Source organism: uncultured Butyricimonas sp. (genome assembly GCF_959596855.1).
In the GTDB taxonomy this organism is placed as follows: Bacteria; Bacteroidota; Bacteroidia; order Bacteroidales; family Marinifilaceae; genus Butyricimonas; species Butyricimonas muris.
The window spans coordinates 51,708-73,174 of sequence record NZ_CAUFYA010000004.1 but is presented as its reverse complement, the minus strand read 5'-3'; the positions used below and the strand labels follow the sequence as shown (position 1 = coordinate 73,174).

The following is a 21,467-nucleotide window of genomic DNA, read 5'->3' as shown; positions in this document are numbered from 1 at the left end:
AGATGTCTAATTAATATTTAATGAAGTATGAAAAACAAACTTTTAATGCTATTAGCTTTAAGTATCGCATTCTTTTCCGGTTGTAAAGACGATGATGATCCGGTGCCACCCACAATAGATAAAGTTGTCGGTCAATATTCCGGGGAAAAACTAAAAGCTACTATTGACGGTGTTGCTGCGACAGAAAATGCCTCTGTACAAATCATTCAAAATGAAAACAATACCACCTCTTTTAAATTAATAAATATAGTTCCCGGTTTCACCGAATTTGAAATTCCCAATGTTACTTTTGAAGCCCTCAGTCGTTCTTACTACAGTCAGTTATCAGGCTCTATAACAGATAATGTCAGTGGTTACGCGGTTCAAGCACAAGCAAACGTAGAGGATGATATCATGGAAATCAACATCACAATTAAAGAAATTGAAGGAGAACCGACAAGTGCCGAAACGTTCTATAATAAAACATTCAAAGGAGAGATGGCTATCAGTCTAGGCATGGAGCCTATAACCATGACTCAACGCATATACGTGAGCAAGCCCTCCAAGAATGCCCCAAATTGTCTTAGCTTGAAAATTGAAAATTTCTCTTTCCAAGGCATCAATTTAGGAACAATCCAATTGGATACGATTCCATTTGTTAAAAGAGGAGATGTATACGGTTTCACCGCAAAAGACAGAGAAATTTCTGATCTGGAAATCCCCGGAGTAACAGGAGTAAAACTAACCGCACGCGGAGCCATTATTGAAAACCATCTCATGAAATTGAATCTCGTTGTCGATGCAACACCACTAACTGTCAACGTTACTTTCACGGGTGACACGGTTACAGAAAGTACAGATACGAAAATTCAACTAACTGTTAAAGGAGATGCCGTAGCTAGTCAACCGGATAATTCGAAAACAGCTTCCATTTATATTTTCAAAATCTGGGAAACGGCTACTACCAGTCAATTAATGTTAACCCCGGAAATCAAACTTCCAAAAGGAGCAACCTTGGATTCCGTAGTTGCCCGCTATTCAGACGGAACAAAAGCAATACTTGGGGAAAAAGACGCTATAGACTTTTCCAAAATCGAAGGAGAAAAATATGACGTAAGATATTATATCACCCCGGAAGATGTACGTTATCCCACCACAAAAACTCTCCGCCTGGAGAAAATGCCGGAATTCAAGTCAGTTTACAAAATGGAAAACTGGATTACTCCCGAAGAAGCCAAATACCAAGTGCCTGTAAATATGGCAAGTTCTAATGCCGCCGCAGATTTTTTTCCCTTATCGGGAATGTTTATTGGTCAAACTCTAACAGCAGAACCTTACCCCGTAAGTCAAGACGGCGATGCAGCCAAGATCCTGACAAGAGACACTTACGGCGGATACGCTTTAATTGCTGTATTGCCTAAAGTTACAGCAGGCACCTTATTTAACGGTACATTTGAATTAGATGCATTAGCACCCCTAAAAAGTACTCATTTCGGAGAAGCTTATCGAGGTACAAAAACACCCGCAACATTCAAATTCACCTATAAATACACACCGGGACCTAAATTCTTCAACACGATAATCACCGGTGAAGGAACAAATACAAAAGTCACCGCACAAGAAGTACCCGATAAAACTGACGAATGTTCTCTGATTGCCTATGTGTATGAAGTGGATTCCTATGATGATTATCTGGATGGAACAAACATTAACGATTCCAAGAAAGTCATCTTAAAAGCTGCTTTCAGTAGTGGAGTACAAAACAGTTTTATTGAAAAAACAATCAATTTTGAACCTACGGGAAACGGTTCATTCGACCCAGCTAACAAAAAATACAAAATAGCCATCGTTTGTACCCCAAGTAAAGAAGGTGATGCTTATAAAGGTGCACCCGAAAGTACTCTATGGATAAAATCGCTGGAAGTAACTTATCAATAAAGTCCACTTTAGCTACAGATATATTTGAAAAAACAAGGTGTATCATTTCAATCAATGATACACCTTGCAATATATTTAGAATTGAATCAAATTATTCTGCCGGTACAAAATTCAAACCGACTTGCATCTCAGTAGTAGCCTCCAATGCTCCCGGCAAATTTTCCATAATAGGTCCGAGTTCTACAGCTACTCCCATATACTCAAACGAAGCATCATCCGGAATCAAACCACTAACTAACGGAATAATAGGCCCCAACTGTTTTAACAACACTTCATCAACATACACTTTCAACGCACCTGTTTCTGTTGTCAACTCGAAATGAACAGGCACTCCCCCATCCAGTAGTTGAGCAAGAATATTCTCTAACGAACTACCGCCCGTGGAACGTCCTGCATTATCCTTTTCTACTTGACGCATAATCATCTCCAAGTTCAAGAAGACATAACAGATCCCGTCTTTCACGTAATAATGAGCTAAATTTAACGGGGACAATTGCCAGTCGGCTTCCGGCTCCGGATTATCCTCCGTGGCTGTAGCCGCATTATAAGTTGCAACAATGTTACCATCTTTCTGGAAAGTCACATTTTGTAAATAATTTTTCAACTCTGTTCCCAACATACCGGGAGCCATTGTCGCTATCAACCCTGTCGTGATAGTCATCTCTACCGGACGTCCAAAAATTTGTACAGTTATTGTTGTCAAAGGATAATCATGAGGTTTCCATGTCATACTGACAGACGACATATCCCATTTACCAATCAAATCATTCTCCTTAAATTCAACATTAACACTTAGAGCTAATTTACCCTTTTCAATCGAACCATCCAACGTTACCTTACGGGCATCATTTTTATTCTCTGCAACAAACGTGTAAATAGAATTATCACGATTCAAAACGATATCCGAAAATACCGTTTCTTTTTCCCCCGGAACAACATTGTTCAATTTTAAGGTAGCTTTTACACCATCGGCAGAATTAAAATCTACACTTTTCCCAGCTAACACGGAATTACTATATTTCAAATCTAAAACATTATCCGTGCTTGCCTCTGAATAGGTACCATTAAAGTCCTTGGGACTTTTTTTGTTATCGTCATCACTACATGCCGAAAATAACACAACTCCCAAAAACAGCACTAAAAATAAAAAATTGTTTCTCATCATAACTTTAAATTACCCGATTATTTATAACACTCTATTTGATAACAGGAATTTTATAAACACTTTCACTTCATGTTCGTCGGAACAAATTCCTAGGTTTTCTTTTACAACAAAGACCAAGCCCGCGTTACAAATTATCGCCTCTATCTCCGCAACAGAACAAGAATTAACATGTCTATTCCCGCAAATATAAAAATTAACACTTTATTTCACTACCTTTGTTTCGGATTAACGGCTAAAAAATAAACATATGAAATCCCATTACCCGGCCCCGCGAAGCAGAAGCTTCGAAGTCAAAGAGGAGAATACTCTCATGCCTTTCTTGTTACAAGCTCTGCACGACCAAAGTAGAACTACCGTAAAATCACTACTCGCTCACAGACTTGTACAAGTGAACAACCGCCCCACCACACAATTCGACACACCCCTGCACCCGGGCGACACGGTCACCGTCGGCATGAACAAAACGGCAGCCCCTTTCCACCACCCGATGTTGACCATCCTGCATGAAGATGATGATTTAATCGTCGCTGAAAAAGCGAGCGGTCTGCTCTCCATGGGAACGGAACGGGACAAGACGAAAACAGCGTATCATATATTGAACGATTACGTGAAAAACAAAAATCCCCGGAACCACGTTTTCATCCTTCACCGTCTGGATAAAGAAACATCCGGAATTATGATGTTCGCGAAGAACGCTAAAGTACAGGAAAAGCTACAAAAAGACTGGAACAACATGATTCTGGAACGAAAATACGTGGCTATCATAGAGGGCTGCCCGCAACAAGAGCAGGGACAAATAAAATCATACATATCAGAAAACCGAGCCTTTGTCGTTCACTCCTCCAAAGACGGCAAACTGGCAATCACGAACTACACCGTATTAAAATCCGACAGGCAATTCTCGCTCGTCGAATTGGATCTAGAAACCGGTCGCAAGAACCAAATCAGAGTACACATGCAGGAAATAGGACATCCGGTCACCGGGGATAAAAAATACGGTGCCACGAAGAATCCTTTGCGCCGCTTGGCATTGCACGCCTTCAAGCTCCATTTCATTCACCCCGTCACCGGAAAAGAAATGAATTTTGAAACTCCCGTACCCGCCAAGTTCACCGCCTTATTCAAATAAAAGAGCGACACGAGAATTAACAACCTTATTTCAAGGGACGACCTACCTTTTCGGACAAGTCTAGAGTGACTTTTGGGCGGGTTGTAGGCGGCATCGCCTACTATTCGCCCACGCATTGCCCACACTTCGCCCACGTTTTAACAGATTGTAAACAGACTCGCTACCCGCATGCCATTCGCACACCCAAGCAACAAAAAAGCAACCAGAAACCTATTCCCGGCAAATCGGGTATAAACGGAGTTATTCCGCGTGTACTTATCCCTTGAAAACAAAACGGGGAATGCCCGTGAAAAGCATTCCCCGCCAATATCAAAATATTATGATTAAAATAACGATTCTATTAACTGGTCATCAGCGTAGTTCGGCAACGTCACTTTCAGATTCGGATTTGCCTCCATCGCACGTTTGATAGCGAACACGGCACCCTCGTTACGCGCCCAGCTACGACGAGAAATTCCGTTATTCACGTCCCAGAACAACATGCTCTTCAGACGTCTGTCGCTATCGGCAGAACCATCCAACAACATCCCGAAACCGCCGTTAATCACTTCTCCCCAACCGACACCGCCACCATTGTGAATGGATACCCAAGTCGCACCGCGGAAAGAATCCCCGATCACGTTCTGGATTGCCATATCGGCAGTGAAACGAGAACCGTCGTATATATTGGACGTTTCGCGATAAGGAGAATCCGTACCGGACACGTCATGATGGTCACGTCCCAGAATCACGGGAGCGGAAATCTCACCGGCAGCAATAGCCTTGTTGAAAGCCTCGGCAATCTTGATACGACCCTCTGCATCCGCGTACAGGATACGAGCTTGAGAGCCGACAACCAAATGATTTTCCATCGCCGCCTTGATCCAACGGATATTATCCGCCATCTGCTGTTGAATCTCCTTCGGGGAGTGAGTCATAATCTCTTCCAACACACGAGCCGCGATTTCGTCGGTCTTAGCCAAATCCTTCGGGTCGCCACTGGAACATACCCAACGGAACGGGCCGAACCCGTAATCGAAACACATCGGTCCCATGATGTCCTGCACGTAAGACGGGTATTTGAAATCACCGTTCGGTTTCAAAATATCCGCACCCGCACGGGAAGACTCCAGCAAGAACGCGTTCCCGTAATCAAAGAAATAAGTATTGAAACGAGCCACACATTTATTGATAGCCGCCACGTGACGACGCAAAGATTCCTGCACCTTCTGTTTAAACAGTTCGGGTTCTTCCGCCATCATACGATTAGCATCCTCGAAACTAACGCCCGCGGGATAATATCCGCCTGCCCAAGGATTGTGCAAAGAAGTCTGGTCGGAACCTAACTCGACAGGAATATCTCCTTCCGCGAAATGTTCCCAAACATCCACGATATTACCTTGGAAAGCGATAGAAACAACTTCTTTCTTCTCGCGAGCTACTTTCACGCGCTCCACCAACTTATCCAAATCATCAAACACCTCATCCACCCAACCTTGAGAATGGCGAGTATGTGTCGCTTTCGGGTTAATCTCGGCAGTGATACTGATGCAACCGGCTATATTTCCGGCTTTCGGCTGTGCCCCGGACATACCGCCCAACCCGGCAGTGATAAACAATTTCCCGGCAAGTCCCTCGCCATGTTTGGAAATCTTGCGACCTGCATTCAAAACCGTGATCGTCGTACCGTGCACGATACCCTGCGGTCCGATATACATGAATGAACCGGCAGTCATCTGCCCGTATTGAGAAACTCCCAGAGCGTTGAAACGTTCCCAATCATCCGGCTTGGAATAGTTCGGGATAACCATACCGTTGGTCACAACCACACGGGGAGCATCCTTGTGAGAGGGGTACAGTCCCATCGGGTGACCGGAATACAACACCAGCGTCTGCTCGTCCGTCATTTCCGACAGATACTTCATCGCCAGACGATACTGCGCCCAGTTCTGGAACACGGCACCATTCCCCCCGTAAGTAATCAACTCGTGAGGATGTTGTGCCACGGCATAATCCAAATTATTGCTCATCATCAACATAATCCCCGCGGCTTGCAAACTCTTGTGCGGATAATCATTGATATTACGAGCGAACATCTTGTAGTCGGGACGAAAACGGTACATGTAAATACGCCCGTATTTTTCCAACTCCTCGGCAAATTCCGGGGCTAACACAGCGTGATGTTTCGGGTCAAAATACCGCAAGGCATTACGAATCGCTAATTTTTTCTCTTCTTTCGTGAGAATATCTTTCCGCTTGGGAGCATGGTTGATCTCCGGCTCGTACGTTTTGGGAGCCGGTAACTCCGCCGGGATACCTTCCCGGATTGATTGTTGAAACTCTTGTAATGTCATTATAATTATATTTTACTATCTATTATTTCAATAACCACACGGCATACAAACTAGTACCGCTATCATCCGATTTTCAGCGTATAGCCTACTTATCAGTTCGCTAAATTAATACATTCCAATGGTTTTTTCCATTAATTGGGGCATTTTTTTGCTATACGCTTTCAAATCATTCACTCCAACATCTCGTAATAAAGAGATAAAACACTACTTTTGTAGGACAAAAAAGCACATATCATGAATGTAAGAATAGGAGATATCGTTCGGTTTATATCCGAAAAACTAGAAGGAAAAGTAACGGGCATCATAGATAATAACACGGTAAACGTGTTCTGTGACGAATATGGTTTCGAGATACCCGCCTCGACCAATGACCTTGTCGTGATACACACGGATTCTGCCCCGGTAAACAAAATCAACGAATCACCCGCGGTAAAACAAAAAAACGTGGTGATGCAATCAGCCGATACCGTCTACCTTGCATTCGTACCCGAGAACTTCAATGATCTCACGGGTAGCCGTTTCGACATTTATCTCGTGAACGATACCACGCAGACAAGCTTGTATTCCATTTCGTTCCATGACGGGGAAAAATACACCGGTATCACGGCAGGCAACAGCAATCCGGACACCACTTACCTGATTGGTAATTATTCATTGAAAGAACTGGACAACATCAAAGGAATTCATGTACAAGCCGTCTTTTATCAAAAGGGTGTTCACCAGTTGAGAAACGCCATAGACTCGCAAATCAAGATCGTGCCCGCCAACCTCTGCAAAACGGGGGCATACAAGCATACCCGCTGGTTCAACACGATCACCTTGCTCCGCCCGCTTGACAAAGAAAGCATTGTTAAAGAAGAAGGTCTGGAAGTTATCCCGGAGCAATTCTTGGAAAAAGCCGCTCCGAAACCGGAAGACAAACAACACGAACGTCCCCATAAACAAATGGTCGGCAACATACTTGAAGTAGACCTCCACATTAGCCAGTTACTGGAAACCACTGTCGGAATGGATAATAAAGATATGTTGGAATACCAAATGGACGTTTTTCACAAGACATTGGAAGAGTATAAACTGCGGCGGGGTATGAAAATCGTGTTCATACACGGAAAAGGCGACGGCGTGTTAAGACAACGCATTCTCTGGGAACTGCAAACCAAATACAAACGGTTCAACCATCAGGATGCCTCTTTCAAACAATACGGTTACGGGGCTACAATGGTCACGATCAAGTAAATTATATATTAAAGGAATATCAAAACAATCCCGTATTTCATAAGAAATCAATTGGGGATTAAAAAAAAGCTGTTCGAATATTATTTCAAACAGCTTTTCTATTTTATTAGAAGACGATTCTATTCAATGGTTAGAATATTCACGCATTCAATTCGCCCAAATAACGTTCCACGTCAATAGCGGCACGGCAACCGGTTCCGGCAGCAGCGATACCTTGACGATACGTCGGGTCCATCACGTCACCGGCAGCAAATACCCCGGGAACATTTGTCTTGCAAGACTTACCCTCGGTGATGATATACCCTTGTTCATCCAACTCGATGAATTTCTTGAATACATCCGTGTTCGGGGTATGACCGATAGCCAAGAAGAATCCGTCGATTTTGATTTCTTTGGTTGCCTCTTCCGGGGTACCTTTTTTGTACACAAGACGAGCTCCCTCTACCCCCATATCAGAACCGAGTAACTCCAACGTGTTGTGCTCGAACAATACTTCGATGTTCTTCGTGTTAAACACACGTGCCTGCATAGCTTTTGAAGCTCTCAAGTAATTCTTACGAACGATCAAATATACCTTACGACACAATCCGGCCAAATAAGTAGCCTCCTCGCAAGCAGTGTCACCACCACCTACCACGGCAACATCTTTCCCGCGATAGAAGAACCCGTCACAAGTAGCACAAGCGCTCACCCCGGCTCCCCGGAACGCTTCTTCCGACGGCAATCCCAAATATTTAGCGGTAGCACCCGTGGCAATAATCACGGCATCAGCCTCGATTACTTTCTCCCCGTCAACCGTCACTTTATGAGGATGCCCGGAAAAATCCACATCACTCACGATACCGAAACGGATATCCGTACCGAAACGCTCGGCTTGTTTTCTCATATCCTCCATCATCACCGGTCCGGTAACACCTTCCGGGTACCCCGGGAAGTTTTCTACTTCGGTCGTGGTCGTCAACTGTCCACCCATTTGTATTCCCGTGTAAAGCACCGGGTTCAAATTAGCTCTTGAAGCATATATCGCGGCAGTGTATCCGGCAGGTCCTGAACCTATAATCAAACACTTAACTCTTTCTATTGCATTTTCTGTAGACATAAATTATTCCTTTTATTAATTTACAATGTATCTATTCCACGTAACGATTCGCAAAGTTACCAAAAAAAAATTGTACCTCCAATCTTTTCCACCCCACTCTCTTTTTTCTCCCCGCAATTCTCTGAAAGCCTACACCATAAGCGATATTTACATTTTTTTTCGCATCAACGTGCATCATTACAAAAATTCTTACTATATTTGCATCCGAATTCGGGATGTAGCTCAGCCCGGTAGAGTCCACGTCTGGGGGGCGTGTTGTCGCAGGTTCAAATCCTGTCATCCCGACAGAAAGCGGTTTAGTAAATTGAAAAACAATTTATTAAACCGCTTCCCCATTTTACAGCCGGGACAAGAACGGGACAAGATAATATTACATATATTTCTTTGCATACTTACAACTGATGCGAGAGAGCAAAAAAAAATGACAAATAACGAAAAAACACGAATTGACGAGATCGTTTCCTCCCCCCCACAACTTTACACGGGGTCAGGCCTGAAGAGTTGGGATTTCCGCCACTGTAGACGCAGATTCGACTTTCGTTGTTGGCATAACTAAAAGTTTTAAGAATTAAAAAAAAGAGAGGCAGTCGCTACCAGCAATATCAACCAAAATTGATAAGTCTCGCGGTTTGCACCCGTACGCTGCCTCTATATTATAAGAATACTTCTTTGCATGAATACTTTGATTTAATGTTGTTGGTAGTGCATAGATAAGAAAAGAACCGGAACCTATTGCAATTTGTCTCTAAATTTACTCCATTTTTTACACAAAAATCCCGCCATTCTCATGGCGGGTTTCCCTCTAAAGTTGTAAAAGTTTCAGAGATGCTCTATGACCAGAGCCGTACGTTTAATATTATTACTCAAATCGAGTAACGCATTCAATAATATCTTTTTTTCATCTGCAGTAAACTGCACTTCTTTATTCCTAATCTTCAGACCATTTATACGCTGACTTAACCACGAGCGACTTTTACCAAAATAATGTCGGGCAACATAAGACCATGAAATAGATTCATATATCCCATCCAAATAGGCACGTAACGTGTCGTCATACACTTTCTCTGCCTGCTCACAGGCTTTAGCAGCACCATCAATAAATGCTTTGGCGAGAACCTTACGATCTTCTGTTGACTTCGAAGCAACAAATGCCTCCATCTCTTCACGAAACTCACGTTCCTCTTCCCCGGAAGAAAGAACCATAAACTTCGCTTTCATCTGCTCCAATTCATTGTTCAATTTTTCGTAATTTGCCATATCTTAAACATTTTAAATTGTAAAGTTTCTTTGGGACACCCCAAAAGGGTGTCCTGTTTTTAACCTTTCAACCGAAGTAAAACAATCAAACGATCTAAATGAAAGTCAATCGCTCTCTCCAGTTCTCCTTCTGACATATCTTTCAACAAGATATCCCAGTAAAGAGCATAGAACTTGAGATTTCTCATCTCATGTTCTATTCGAGCCTTTAGCTCTTGGTCTGAAAACATTCAAAGAAACTTTTACACTACAAATGTAGATAAACATTTGTTTATCACAAAACATTTGTCGAATTATTTTTATGAATTTGCTATTTTTTCTATCATAGCCAATAATACCGCACACCTCGAAAGCGTAAGATTATCAATCAATTCATTTCACTCCGCGCACTTTTAATAGCCCTTTTCAACGAAGACCGGACGACGAGTCCGTGAAAAGGACGAATCACAAAGAAATAGACTTTCCCCAACCGGTTATTATACTTCACGAGAGTATTCACGTAAACGCTCTTGCTGTCACCTACCCGAACCGAGATATACGCGTCCAGATGCTTATCTTTCATCAACATCACGGTTTCCCGTTCATCCTTTGCCAACATTTCAATAAAATGATACTTTCCACCATTACGTATACAATGTTTGAACTCTTCAAGACTATCTCCTTCCGCCCCTTTCAACCCGACAAATCTCACGAGGAAATTACGCAACTTGAAAAGAACATTCACCCACCCCGGCATCTCCGTCCAAAAACGAACCATCAAATCATCGGGTGCAATTGAAATGTTTTCACTCGATATCACACGGAACGAGTCTTTATAATCCGCCGGAAAATATTTCACGGTAAGACTATCGGCTGGGGTTTCACTCTTTTTTACTTTCATCATGTCATAATCATTTCACGAAAATACACATTCCCTCTCACAAAAATCACTCCTTATGAATAAATTCACGACTAAAAAATTGATTTTGTACCATTTTTCTCAAACCTTTACACTATTCAACTAAAAATGGTACCATGAAAAAGATCATATTCCTGATTGTTGTTCTATTCAACATCGAAAAGCTAGAGAAAAACAGCTGACATTGACAGATATCAGCTGTTCTAAATTCATCAACGCACCCTTATTCCACCGGGATATAAACCTCTGTCACCAAATCCTCCGGTTTCACGTGATCCGGATGATTCAAATACTTCTCGAAACCGGGAGTATTCCCCAGTTTGTATCCCCTTTCGGGTATCCATTTCAGATAGATAGTGTCATAAACAGCATGAAGATTCGAGTACGGTCCCCGGTAACGGAATATGGCATACTTTCCACCGGCGACCTCTTTCACCCCGACTTCTCCTTTCGGTTTCCCGACACGAGGCAACGCCAAGCATACATCCGTACGTAACTTATCCGGTTCCGTCACTTTCGGATCATCGTGATATATACAAAGATGCCCGACTTCCGGTGCGAAAAGATTCTCCTCCCGCACGTGATTCCACAAACGTTGCCACGCGGCGCTATAATCCAGATTAACATACGCTCCCGCCAGTCGCACGTAAATCACTTGCTGGGGTGCCAGTACTTTTTCCTCTATTTCCAACGGTAAATCCGGTCTTAATTCAATAGGTTTCATAATCGTGTAATTTTTATTTTTACGGTATTGATTCGGTGAAATACCATAAAACAGTCTGAAACTCTTTGATAACGAGGAGGGAACGTCATACCCCACCCGGAAAGCAATATCCTGTACGGGTAATTCGGAATAGCGCAATAATCGAGCTGCAGTCTCGACACGCATCCTCGTGATGAAAGCCCCGATCGGTTCACCCAAAAAAGCCCGCACGATCCGGTGGAAATGCCAAGGTGAAAAACCGGACATCTCAGACAAGATTCCCAAGTCGATATTCTCACCCAAATGATTGTTGATATACTCCACGATCACGTTGATTCGTTTCACGTATTCCTCCTTTGTCGATAACTTTTGTTCCATAGTTTTTTGTATTTCAACGCGAAAATAACCACCAAAAACAAGACGGACTTTTCCCGGATTGCTAAATTACAAACGATAGCCGGATTCTTTAGAAATAAATAGGAAAACCCTCACCATTCATACTACAAGCTAAAAGGAACTTTCACTCATACAAGAAGTTGGTTGGGTGATACTTCTATCATACACCCATCACACTTCCATAAAACTCCTATCAGCATAGTCAAAGCATTGATTATAAACAGATTTTCCAAAAATTCTATTCTCAATCAAATGTATTTTATACCTTTTATAAATAAAAGGCACCCGTGGGAAATGATGCCTTTTACCCTCCAATTCGTTTAGTTTGTCTACAGTTCAGCGTGTTCGAACTTAAAATCAAGCCAATAAGTAGCCCGCTTTGCCGTAAACTTCAACACGCAATAAGTGGGGTCATCCTTTCCGCCGGGGAAATGCTGGATAAACCAATCCTGCCATAACGCGTCTTTCTCCGCCTTGTCGGTAACAACCTCGATATCTCCGGTCAGCACGACACTATTGATTTCCTTCTGGAAACACACTCCCGCTTTCGGGTTCACCTCAAAATGTTTTGTTTTCTCGGAATAGGTTCCCGTCGAGAACCAGATCGTGGTAATTCCCTCGTTTTTCACCTTGGACATGGGTACCGGACGGGGATAACCATTCTCGTCCACGGATGCCAGCACCACGCTATCACACTGTTCCAACAATAATTCCGCCTTACGTTTAAATTCTTCCATTTTCAATACATTTAAAAATTATACTTGCAAATATAAGAGAGGGAACACTCTAAGCTCTTGTAAAAAATCGACTTTTACCCGTCTAAATATGTAATCGGAATACCTTTCGGCAAAGAGGCAAACACGGAAGGCGGACTTCCGGACAATCGCTTGAATTCTTTTACCAGATGCGACTGATCATAATAACCACAATCTATCGCCACGGAGAAAAGATTGTCACGAGTTACTTGACGCAACACATCCATGGTGCGGCGAAATCTCACGATACGGGTATATTCTTTCGGGGTATACCCGGTCGCGTGCTTAAAACGACGTTCAAAATGCCGTTGACACAAACAAACTTGCTCCATGAGTTCCCGCACGGGAATTTTTCCATCCGCTTGATGCATCAACCCGACCGCCTGCGCCACCTGCTTATCCACCTCCCCGGAATAACGTAAACAAAACAACAAATATCTCTCGATTATCAGCAAACGTTCCTTCAAGGTGTTCTTCTCCCTCAAAATTGCAGCAAAACCAGCGTTAAACAAAACATCCAAATCCGGTAGAAACACCCGCTGATCGGTAAACTCACTCATGGGAATCTTCGTGAAAACGGTCAACCCACAGGGAGTAAACCTCACCCCGATCAAGTGTATCATCTCGGAACAAACCTGCAATTCGGAATACGCCCGCATGGGACCGACAAAATAAGCCTGCATACCTCCTATCTTCATCCCGTTTTGATCTGCCAAGTTAGCCGACTCATCCAGATTAAATATAAAATCAGTACACCCGTCCGGCAAAATTTTAATGCGCTCCTCCGGCTCTAACGTACCCTCCATCACCCAATACTTATCTATATAGGGTGCCAATATTTCATGAGGCTGATATTCTTTATACATCGGTTGGTCTATATATCGGTTTCTCCAAAAACAAATCTACACAAAAAAATCCGGACTATCCACATGATTCCACGCCAATACTGGGGAGAAATTCCACACGTGAGGCAATTAATTCCCCATATTCCACAATATCACGAATCGACACATTCGCTGTATATCAGCCATTTAAATATAATAAAATACAATGGCATACCAGTTGTTTTATTTAAGACATAGAATAAAACATCAAAAACAAAAAAACTATGAGAACGTTTATCTTTTTAACGATTAGTCTGTTTTCTATCGCTTTTCTGGGCAGTTGCGTGGAAAGTTCACAAAAATATAAATCAGCGTTAGCGAAAATTGATTCACTACAAGCCATCAGCAACACTCAAGGCGATGAAATGGAGAAATTACTGACCGATCTGAATGACATTTCAGCCGGAATGCAATCTATCCGGGAAGCGGAACATATTCTTGCTGTTGAAGCACAAAGCGACAGCAAGAGTAACAAGAGCAAAGCACAAATCACCGCTTTAAAGAACGACGTGCAAGCCTTGGCGGATGCTATTGAAGGTTACAAGACTCAAATAGCCAAGTTGGAAAAATCCAACAAAAGCCAATCGGCACAATTCAAGAAATTGATCGCCGGACTGAACGAAGAATTGGCTATCCGCGACCAAAAACTCAACGAACTCAACCAAGTTCTCGCCGCAAGAGAGAAAGAACTGGGTATCAAAACGAAACAAATTGCAGAATTGAATCAAAACGTGGAGAACCTGCAACAAGAATCAACCTCACAAAAAGAAACGATCTCTCAACAGGATCAAACGATGAACACCGTTCACTACTTGTTAGGTTCCAGAAAAAACCTGAGAGATGCCAACGTGATCACACGGCAAGGAATCTTTTGCCCGCCAATCGTATCCACCCAAGCACAAAACGCTGCATTCGTGGACGGTGATATGCGCGAGTTGACCACGATAGCGTTGAACTCCAAGAAAGCAAAAATCCTTTCCGTTCACCCAAGCGATTCATACGCCGTGGAAGAGGGAAACGACGGTATGCAAACCTTGAAAATCAGCAACCCGAGTGCATTCTGGAAACAAACCAAATACTTGGTAGTGATGATTAACGAGTAACTTCAAATTCACACACTCATATACACACAACACACACAGGCAAGGTGCTCCGGATTCTCCGGGGCATCTTTTTTTTATTTGCATCTTCTCGTATTTTTTCAGAACTTTGTACACGACACGAAAAGAAAAGACTATGAAAATGCTCCTTCTCATCTCATTATGCTTGTTTATGGAAAACGAACCAGATTTCGTGAAGCAACAAAAAAAATATCCCCGCGTGCGGAATGCTTACCAAGAAAAAGAAACTTTGTTAAGACAACGATTACAAGATGCAGGGTTATCGTTTGACAATATACATATCCTTATCACGGCTTATAAACAGGAAGAGAGCTTGACGGTCTACGCTAAAGCACCTAAAGACTCCGTGTACAAGAAAATCACGACCTATCGCATCTGCGCCCGCTCCGGTCGCTTAGGCCCTAAACGCCGCCAAGGTGATCTCCAAGTACCGGAAGGCTTCTATCACATCAGCCATTTCAACCCTGCCAGCAATTACCACCTTTCACTGATGATAAACTACCCGAACCGGTCGGACAGACTGAAGAGCAAAGCATCAAACCTCGGGGGAAGTATTTGCATTCACGGCAATTGTGTCACGATCGGATGTCTCCCGATGACCGATAATCATATTAAAGAGATATACCTGTACGCCGTGCAGGCACGTCAGAACGGGCAAAAGAATATCCCCGTCTATATATTCCCTTTCAAATTCTCGGACAAGAACGTGGTGCGATACAGGGAAACCTACAAAGCGTATCCCGACTTGCTTGACTTCTGGGACAATCTGCGTTCCGGACACGATCTGTTTATCAAAGACTTAAAAGAATTGAATGTTTCCGTCGACCGCCTTGGTAATTATCTATTCGCGAAATAGAATAACCTATCCTTAAAATCACTACCTTAGCGTGCAATTACAAAAAGGAGAAAGCAATATGCTATTTAACAAGAACGAACAAAAACTTTCCCCGGAAATCGAGGAAAAACTGAAATACTATCGTCGTCAGGGACACGTCGTTCCTCCCCGGAAAATCATTAAAAATGCAGAACAGATAGAAGGTATCCGGGAGAGTGCCAAGATCAATACCGCCGTGCTTGACCACGTGGCGGCACATATCCGCGAGGGAATGTCCACCGAAGACATCAACACGCTGGTCTACGATTTCACCGTGGCACACGGGGCTATCCCGGCACCGTTGAATTACGAGGGATTTCCCAAAAGCGTGTGCACCTCGATCAACGAGGAAGTTTGCCACGGCATCCCGAGCAAAGACGTAATTCTGCGCGACGGGGATATTATCAACGTCGATGTTTCCACCATCTATAACGGTTACTTTTCCGACGCCTCCCGTATGTTCATGATTGGCAACGTTTCGGAAGCCAAACAGCGCCTCGTGCAAGTCACGAAAGAATGTCTTGAAAGAGGAATCGAGGCTACCAAACCATGGGGATTCCTCGGTGACATCGGTGCCGTCATCCAAGCCCACGCCGAAAACAACGGTTATACCGTGGTACGGGAATTTTGCGGGCACGGGGTAGGACTGAAATTCCACGAGATACCCGAAGTGGAACACGTGGGACGCAAAGGCACGGGAATGCTCCTCGTACCCGGCATGATTTTTACCATTGAACCCATGATTAACATGGGAAAAGCGGATATATTCATAGACGAGGAGAACGATTGGACAGTCATTACCGAAGACGAACAACCGTCCGCCCAATGGGAAAATACCGTTTTGATCACCGAAACGGGAATAGAAATATTAACATGGTAAGCTCCTACACATGGCTTCCGAACAGATAGACTCCCCGCTCGTCGACTTACTCCGGCAATACAAGTTATTGCAACAGGAATACGAATGCGAGAAGGAGATGTTTTATCAACAGACCCAACGAGCCGGAATACCGAAACGTATCCGGCAAGGCGTGTGTTGGTACCCGGTAGCCCCCAAGCGAAGCTACTACAACTCGTTAAACCAGTTGGTCGTTGAGATCAATCGTGACGAGAATGACGAAACGGAACACAATTTCGAATACGGTCGTCCGGTTTGCTTTTTCAAGTTTGACGATGCCGGGCAATTACGCTATTTCAATTTCTCGGCAACTATCAGCTACGTGCACGAGAACACGATGCTGGTCGCGTTGCCTCATCCCGATGCCTTGCTGGACGTACAAAACGCCCGCGAATTGGGCGTTCAATTGTATTTCGACGGTACTTCATACAAGACCATGTTTGCCGCGTTGACCGAAGTCATGGAAGCAAAGAACAACCGTTTGGCACACTTGCGGGAAGTACTTCTCGGCGGCATCACCCCGCAACAACGGGAAATTCTCCCGACACGCCTCATGTGGCTGAACCCTTCGCAAGAAAAAGCGGTCAATCGGGTACTCCGTGCCAAGGAAGTTGCCGTCGTACACGGTCCCCCCGGAACGGGCAAAACGACAACCCTAGTAGAAGCCGTGTACGAAACACTGCGCCGAGAAAACCAAGTACTGGTATGCGCCCAAAGCAACACGGCAGTAGACTGGATAGCCGAGAAATTAGTAGACCGGGGGGTAAACGTCATGCGAATCGGTAACCCGACACGGGTAAACGACAAAATGCTCGCGTTCACGTACGAACGCCGGTTCGAATCACACCCCTCCTACCCGACGTTACGCTCCGTCCGAAGTGCCATACGGGAAGCAATAGCTCGAGTCAAACGCTTGAAAGGAAACAAAAAAGAATCGGAACGCTCCCGCTTAAATCGCCTGCGTGATCAAGCCATTGAACTGGAAATCAAAATCGACGCCCAACTCTTCGGGGAAGCCCGCGTGATAGCCTGCACTCTGGTAGGTTCCGCAAACAAGATATTGAACGGGAAAACATTTTCCACCCTTTTTATCGACGAGGCGGCACAAGCCCTCGAAGCCGCTTGCTGGATAGCTATCACCAAAGCCAACCGGGTCGTATTTGCCGGAGATCATTACCAACTCCCGCCCACGATCAAATGTATCGAGGCGGCACGAGGCGGATTAGACCGGACTTTGATACAAAAAATTTCCCGACGGAAACCGGAAACTGTTTCCATGCTCGAAATCCAATACCGGATGCACGAGGACATCATGCATTTCCCGTCAAAATGGTTCTACCGGGGACGCCTGCAAGCCGCTCCCGAGGTGAGCCACCGCAATATCCTCGAGTTCGACACCCCCGTCGAGTGGTTCGACACGGCACGACTCGAACTTTCGGAAGACCGTGTAAACGAAACCTTCGGGCGCATCAACAAGCCGGAGGCAGAATTATTGGTACAACAATTACAAGAGTATATCGAGAAAATCGGGATAGAACGAGTTTTAGACGAAAGAATTGACTTCGGACTAATCTCTCCATACCGGGTGCAAGTGCAATACATCCGCCAACTCATCAAGCACAACCGTTTCTTTCATCCCTTGAAAAGCCTTATTACCATTCACACCGTCGACGGTTTCCAAGGTCAAGAACGGGATGTCATTCTCATCAGCCTCGTCCGTGCCAACGAAGACGGCAATATCGGATTTCTCAATGACCTGCGTCGCATGAATGTCGCTATCACCCGGGCCCGCGTGAAACTTATCATACTCGGCGATGCCCCAACCCTCACCCGCCACGCTTTCTACAAAGCATTGTATGAATATATCGGGGAGAGAGGGAAAATAATCAATCTATAAATTGACACCCCAACTTCAATAATTCCAAACAAAAAGAGGGCCGTGGAAATCAGCCCTCTAATTCAAAAACAACAACTAGACTCAACAAATCACTTGTTTTAAATTACTAACCCAAGTATCTATTCTTTTATCTGTCAACTCGGACTCGTTCGCCTCGTCCAACGGTAATCCCACGAAACGACCGTCCACGCACGCGCCAGAATCATCATAACTATACCCGTCAGCATCCACGCTACCGATAAACTCACATCCTGTCCCTTGAAGTTCATTGTAAATGATTCCGATTGCATCACAGAAAGAACCACCAAACGACATACCGTCCCCGCAACCGAATATCGCAACCATCTTGCCGGACAAATTCTTACCTTTCAACTTATCGAGAAAAACACCCCAATCATCCTGCAACTCACCGATTCCCCAAGTTGAACTACCCAACAACAAAACATCATATTTATCCACTTCGTCCACTTTCGTGTTACCCACGTTAAACACATTTGTTGTACCCAAGCGAGAAGCAATCGCTTTCGCAACTCCTTCTGTTGCCCCGGTCGTGGAGCCATAAAATATTCCTATCGTTTTCATCTTCATCTTTCTTTTTTGTTCATGACAAAGATACCCCCTTCCACAACCCCGTGAAATCCCTATAAATAGCTAAATTTTACCGGCACTATCCCTACATAGCGGTAGTTATCCGTTTTAAAGCAAAAGCAACCCGTATTCCCGAAGCACTTGCATTTCCTTACCATACCAAAACGGCAGGAAATCCTCGTGAATAGCCGTTTCGTAATCCCAACAAAAATCTTTCAGCAAATAAGGCTCTCCAACATCCGCACTTATCCGGGAAAAGATATCATGCAGAAAAACGGCAGTTTCTTTTTTTATCTTCAAATGAATATCCCGCGTAGTGTCATGGAGCGTCAACACGATTTTCCCCTTTTTCACGATCTCCGCACCGAACTCGACCTCTCCCCCGATCCAATACAAACGCCGAGGATATAAATTCTCCACAGATTCGCTCGCCTCCATTTGCTGTTCCACGAAACGAGGCGATACACTTGAAACAGGAATTTTAAAATCAAACCATTTCTGCAAGGGTAAATCAAACCCCACGCCTCGCATATAATTATATAAAGAACGACTCAAACCGTCACCCAACCGTTCATGATCACCTCCCTCCAAATCCTCGAAAGCCACATCATTGCGGGCAAACCCACCGAAAGGCGGTTCCGTCACCCGTGTACCGAAAAGCCCCGGTGCCTGTCCGACCGGGCTATGCGCCGTCATGGCAAAACGATGCCAGAAACCGGATTGAATCAACCCACGCTCAAACATCTGCCGCACGACTTCCAGCGAATCGACCGTTTCTCTCGCGGTCTCCGAGGGGAAACCGTACATCAAATAAGTATGCACCATAATTCCGGCTCGTGTAAAATGATCCGTCGTCCGTATCAATTGAGGCAATGTCACACCTTTATTGATCAATGCCAACACCCGTTCGGATGCCACTTCAACCCCGCCCGACACGGCGATACAGCCCGATGCCTTCAATAACCTGCATAAATCCGCCGTGAAAGCCCGCTCGAAACGGATATTCCCCCACCACACGACAGTCAAACGCCGCCTCAATATCTCCAATGCCATTTCCCGCAACAACATAGGAGGTGCCGCCTCGTCCACGAAATGAAAACCGCCCTCCCCCGTCTGTTCCGTCATTCTCTCCATCCTGTCCACGATAGTTTTCACCTCGTTCGGTTCGTAGCGTCGGATATAGTCCAACGTACCGTCGCAAAAGCTACACTTTCCCCAATAACACCCGTGAGCCAATGTCAATTTATTCCATCTCCCGTCACTCCATAACTTATGCATCGGGTTAATTATCTCGATCACGGAAATATACCGATCGAGCAACAACCCCGAATAATCGGGAATCCCGACTTCCCTTTGAGGAATAATCGCCGCCGCAACATCGTCGTGATACACCACACTCCCGTCCTGTAACATAAACGTACGCACCAACCCGCTCTCGTCCAACCCTCCCCGCACGTGTTCAATCAAACGTGAAATCGGCAACTCCCCGTCATCCAACAATAAATAATCGGTATACGCGAAGAAACGGGCATCTGTCAGCGAACGCAATTCCGTGTTGGCAAAACCGCCTCCCATGGCAACCGTCACCCCGGGATAATGCTTTTTAATCCATTCCCCGCATCGCAAAGCACTGTACAAATTCCCCGGAAAAGGAATAGTCACCGCCACGATATCCGGGTGATAAGCCTCCATTTTCTCGGTCAGCAATCCCGTGAGATATCTATCCGTGAAACTCAACGGCTTTGCCAGCTCGGCAGCCAACTCATCAAACGATGAAGCCGAACGTCCCAAATGCTCGGCATAACGGCTGAATCCGAAATTTCCGTCCACGGATTCTTTCAAGAAATCCGACAAGTCTTCCAGATATAGCGTCGCCAGATAGCGGGCTTTATCTTCCATCCCCATCATCCCGAATGCCCATTCCATATCCTCCGTCTGCCCGAATCTCCCCGCTCTCGGCAAAAAACTTTCTTCACATATCGAATAAGCCAACGTGCGGTTCTTCCCTTGTAAAAAAGCAATCACCGCATCAATCGTGCGGGTATACTCTTTCCTCAAAGCATAAATCCGCTTTCCATTGTTTGATAAAGACTGTTCCCCCGCCTTCTCGAAAAGTTCCGTCAATCCCCGGGAAGAAAATATACCCAAAATAACCTCCAGACTCAAATCAACCTGTGCGGTCGGGATTCCCCTCGTGTTCAGGAAACCTTTCAAGTACATCATCGAGGGATATGGCGTGTTCAATTGCGTGAACGGAGGTGTCACTAACAACACCGGGGAAGAATTATTCATAATCATCATTTTATACTTAAACAAA

The 21,467-nt window shown here is 44.5% G+C and carries 18 protein-coding genes and 1 tRNA gene; 8 read left to right on the top strand and 11 right to left on the bottom strand.

All coding sequences use genetic code 11. The features are described from left to right. Positions 1-27: 27 nt before the first annotated feature. Entirely contained in the window at positions 28-1,917 is a 1,890-nt protein-coding gene (locus tag Q5866_RS03000) for a PCMD domain-containing protein (protein ID WP_303178688.1), read from the top strand. Between the two features lie 91 nt (positions 1,918-2,008). Here Q5866_RS03000 and Q5866_RS02995 read toward each other — a convergent pair whose 3' ends face one another. Then, entirely contained in the window at positions 2,009-3,082 is a 1,074-nt protein-coding gene (locus Q5866_RS02995; protein WP_303178686.1) for a DUF4925 domain-containing protein, read from the bottom strand. Between the two features lie 247 nt (positions 3,083-3,329). Between Q5866_RS02995 and Q5866_RS02990 the strand changes: the two genes are divergently transcribed. Then, positions 3,330-4,211 (top strand): RluA family pseudouridine synthase, encoded by an 882-nt coding sequence (locus tag Q5866_RS02990; RefSeq protein ID WP_303178684.1) that lies wholly within the window; start codon positions 3,330-3,332, stop codon positions 4,209-4,211. Positions 4,212-4,534: 323 nt separating this feature from the next. On the opposite strand, the gene Q5866_RS02985 is transcribed toward Q5866_RS02990, so the two are convergent. Then, positions 4,535-6,544: a urocanate hydratase gene (locus Q5866_RS02985; protein WP_099293778.1), complete on the bottom strand. Its 2,010-nt coding sequence runs from the start codon at positions 6,542-6,544 to the stop codon at positions 4,535-4,537. Positions 6,545-6,778: 234 nt separating this feature from the next. On the opposite strand from Q5866_RS02985, the gene Q5866_RS02980 reads away from it, so the two are divergent. Next, entirely contained in the window at positions 6,779-7,780 is a 1,002-nt protein-coding gene (locus tag Q5866_RS02980; RefSeq protein ID WP_303178681.1) for a DUF2027 domain-containing protein, read from the top strand. 139 nt (positions 7,781-7,919) lie between these two features. Here Q5866_RS02980 and trxB read toward each other — a convergent pair whose 3' ends face one another. After that, positions 7,920-8,879, bottom strand: coding sequence for a thioredoxin-disulfide reductase (trxB, locus tag Q5866_RS02975; protein ID WP_099293780.1), 960 nt, complete (start codon positions 8,877-8,879; stop codon positions 7,920-7,922). A 211-nt stretch (positions 8,880-9,090) separates the two neighbouring features. Here trxB and Q5866_RS02970 point away from each other — a divergent pair. Next, positions 9,091-9,164 (top strand) — tRNA-Pro (locus tag Q5866_RS02970). 534 nt (positions 9,165-9,698) lie between these two features. Here Q5866_RS02970 and Q5866_RS02965 read toward each other — a convergent pair. The 6 genes from Q5866_RS02965 to Q5866_RS02940 all read right to left on the bottom strand — a co-directional run bounded on the left by Q5866_RS02965 (position 9,699) and on the right by Q5866_RS02940 (position 13,754). Next, the gene (locus Q5866_RS02965; protein ID WP_186978391.1) at positions 9,699-10,136 is read right to left on the bottom strand and encodes a DUF5053 domain-containing protein; all 438 of its coding nucleotides are present in this window, start codon (positions 10,134-10,136) and stop codon (positions 9,699-9,701) included. A gap of 59 nt (positions 10,137-10,195) precedes the next feature. Beyond that, positions 10,196-10,324, bottom strand: a complete 129-nt coding sequence (locus Q5866_RS02960) for a hypothetical protein (RefSeq protein ID WP_255302084.1) — start codon at positions 10,322-10,324, stop codon at positions 10,196-10,198. Between the two features lie 179 nt (positions 10,325-10,503). Continuing rightward, positions 10,504-11,019, bottom strand: a complete 516-nt coding sequence (locus Q5866_RS02955; protein WP_303178677.1) for a DUF2867 domain-containing protein — start codon at positions 11,017-11,019, stop codon at positions 10,504-10,506. A 238-nt stretch (positions 11,020-11,257) separates the two neighbouring features. Then, entirely contained in the window at positions 11,258-12,115 is an 858-nt protein-coding gene (locus Q5866_RS02950; protein WP_186978393.1) for a GyrI-like domain-containing protein, read from the bottom strand. Between the two features lie 347 nt (positions 12,116-12,462). Beyond that, the gene (locus tag Q5866_RS02945) at positions 12,463-12,870 is read right to left on the bottom strand and encodes a pyridoxamine 5'-phosphate oxidase family protein (protein WP_186978394.1); all 408 of its coding nucleotides are present in this window, start codon (positions 12,868-12,870) and stop codon (positions 12,463-12,465) included. Between the two features lie 74 nt (positions 12,871-12,944). Then, positions 12,945-13,754 (bottom strand): AraC family transcriptional regulator, encoded by an 810-nt coding sequence (locus Q5866_RS02940; protein WP_303178674.1) that lies wholly within the window; start codon positions 13,752-13,754, stop codon positions 12,945-12,947. Positions 13,755-13,996: 242 nt separating this feature from the next. Between Q5866_RS02940 and Q5866_RS02935 the strand changes: the two genes are divergently transcribed. The 4 genes from Q5866_RS02935 (at position 13,997) to Q5866_RS02920 (ending at position 18,562) form a co-directional block, all read left to right on the top strand. Then, on the top strand, positions 13,997-14,875 hold the full coding sequence (locus Q5866_RS02935) for a hypothetical protein (RefSeq protein ID WP_099293794.1): 879 nt from the start codon (positions 13,997-13,999) through the stop codon (positions 14,873-14,875). Positions 14,876-15,044: 169 nt separating this feature from the next. After that, positions 15,045-15,749, top strand: coding sequence for a murein L,D-transpeptidase family protein (locus tag Q5866_RS02930; protein WP_218014309.1), 705 nt, complete (start codon positions 15,045-15,047; stop codon positions 15,747-15,749). Between the two features lie 58 nt (positions 15,750-15,807). Further along, the gene (gene map / locus Q5866_RS02925; RefSeq protein WP_303178671.1) at positions 15,808-16,647 is read left to right on the top strand and encodes a type I methionyl aminopeptidase; all 840 of its coding nucleotides are present in this window, start codon (positions 15,808-15,810) and stop codon (positions 16,645-16,647) included. Positions 16,648-16,657: 10 nt separating this feature from the next. Continuing rightward, complete coding sequence (locus tag Q5866_RS02920) at positions 16,658-18,562, top strand: AAA domain-containing protein (protein WP_303178670.1); 1,905 nt, start codon at positions 16,658-16,660, stop codon at positions 18,560-18,562. A gap of 81 nt (positions 18,563-18,643) precedes the next feature. Here Q5866_RS02920 and fldA read toward each other — a convergent pair whose 3' ends face one another. Continuing rightward, complete coding sequence (gene fldA, locus Q5866_RS02915; protein WP_186978399.1) at positions 18,644-19,144, bottom strand: flavodoxin FldA; 501 nt, start codon at positions 19,142-19,144, stop codon at positions 18,644-18,646. 114 nt (positions 19,145-19,258) lie between these two features. After that, positions 19,259-21,442, bottom strand: a complete 2,184-nt coding sequence (locus Q5866_RS02910; protein WP_186978400.1) for a radical SAM protein — start codon at positions 21,440-21,442, stop codon at positions 19,259-19,261. Between the last annotated feature and the right edge of the window lie 25 nt (positions 21,443-21,467).

What these genes read in the sequence shown, in the direction of transcription:
- Q5866_RS03000 (WP_303178688.1), top strand. Translation starts at nt 28, where the DNA reads ATGAAAAACAAACTTTTAATGCTATTAGCTTTAAGTATCGCATTCTTT.
- Q5866_RS02995 (WP_303178686.1), bottom strand. Translation starts at nt 3,082, where the DNA reads ATGATGAGAAACAATTTTTTATTTTTAGTGCTGTTTTTGGGAGTTGTG.
- Q5866_RS02990 (WP_303178684.1), top strand. Translation starts at nt 3,330, where the DNA reads ATGAAATCCCATTACCCGGCCCCGCGAAGCAGAAGCTTCGAAGTCAAA.
- Q5866_RS02985 (WP_099293778.1), bottom strand. Translation starts at nt 6,544, where the DNA reads ATGACATTACAAGAGTTTCAACAATCAATCCGGGAAGGTATCCCGGCG.
- Q5866_RS02980 (WP_303178681.1), top strand. Translation starts at nt 6,779, where the DNA reads ATGAATGTAAGAATAGGAGATATCGTTCGGTTTATATCCGAAAAACTA.
- trxB (WP_099293780.1), bottom strand. Translation starts at nt 8,879, where the DNA reads ATGTCTACAGAAAATGCAATAGAAAGAGTTAAGTGTTTGATTATAGGT.
- Q5866_RS02965 (WP_186978391.1), bottom strand. Translation starts at nt 10,136, where the DNA reads ATGGCAAATTACGAAAAATTGAACAATGAATTGGAGCAGATGAAAGCG.
- Q5866_RS02960 (WP_255302084.1), bottom strand. Translation starts at nt 10,324, where the DNA reads ATGAGAAATCTCAAGTTCTATGCTCTTTACTGGGATATCTTGTTGAAA.
- Q5866_RS02955 (WP_303178677.1), bottom strand. Translation starts at nt 11,019, where the DNA reads ATGATGAAAGTAAAAAAGAGTGAAACCCCAGCCGATAGTCTTACCGTG.
- Q5866_RS02950 (WP_186978393.1), bottom strand. Translation starts at nt 12,115, where the DNA reads ATGGAACAAAAGTTATCGACAAAGGAGGAATACGTGAAACGAATCAAC.
- Q5866_RS02945 (WP_186978394.1), bottom strand. Translation starts at nt 12,870, where the DNA reads ATGGAAGAATTTAAACGTAAGGCGGAATTATTGTTGGAACAGTGTGAT.
- Q5866_RS02940 (WP_303178674.1), bottom strand. Translation starts at nt 13,754, where the DNA reads ATGTATAAAGAATATCAGCCTCATGAAATATTGGCACCCTATATAGAT.
- Q5866_RS02935 (WP_099293794.1), top strand. Translation starts at nt 13,997, where the DNA reads ATGAGAACGTTTATCTTTTTAACGATTAGTCTGTTTTCTATCGCTTTT.
- Q5866_RS02930 (WP_218014309.1), top strand. Translation starts at nt 15,045, where the DNA reads ATGGAAAACGAACCAGATTTCGTGAAGCAACAAAAAAAATATCCCCGC.
- map (WP_303178671.1), top strand. Translation starts at nt 15,808, where the DNA reads ATGCTATTTAACAAGAACGAACAAAAACTTTCCCCGGAAATCGAGGAA.
- Q5866_RS02920 (WP_303178670.1), top strand. Translation starts at nt 16,658, where the DNA reads ATGGCTTCCGAACAGATAGACTCCCCGCTCGTCGACTTACTCCGGCAA.
- fldA (WP_186978399.1), bottom strand. Translation starts at nt 19,144, where the DNA reads ATGAAAACGATAGGAATATTTTATGGCTCCACGACCGGGGCAACAGAA.
- Q5866_RS02910 (WP_186978400.1), bottom strand. Translation starts at nt 21,442, where the DNA reads ATGAATAATTCTTCCCCGGTGTTGTTAGTGACACCTCCGTTCACGCAA.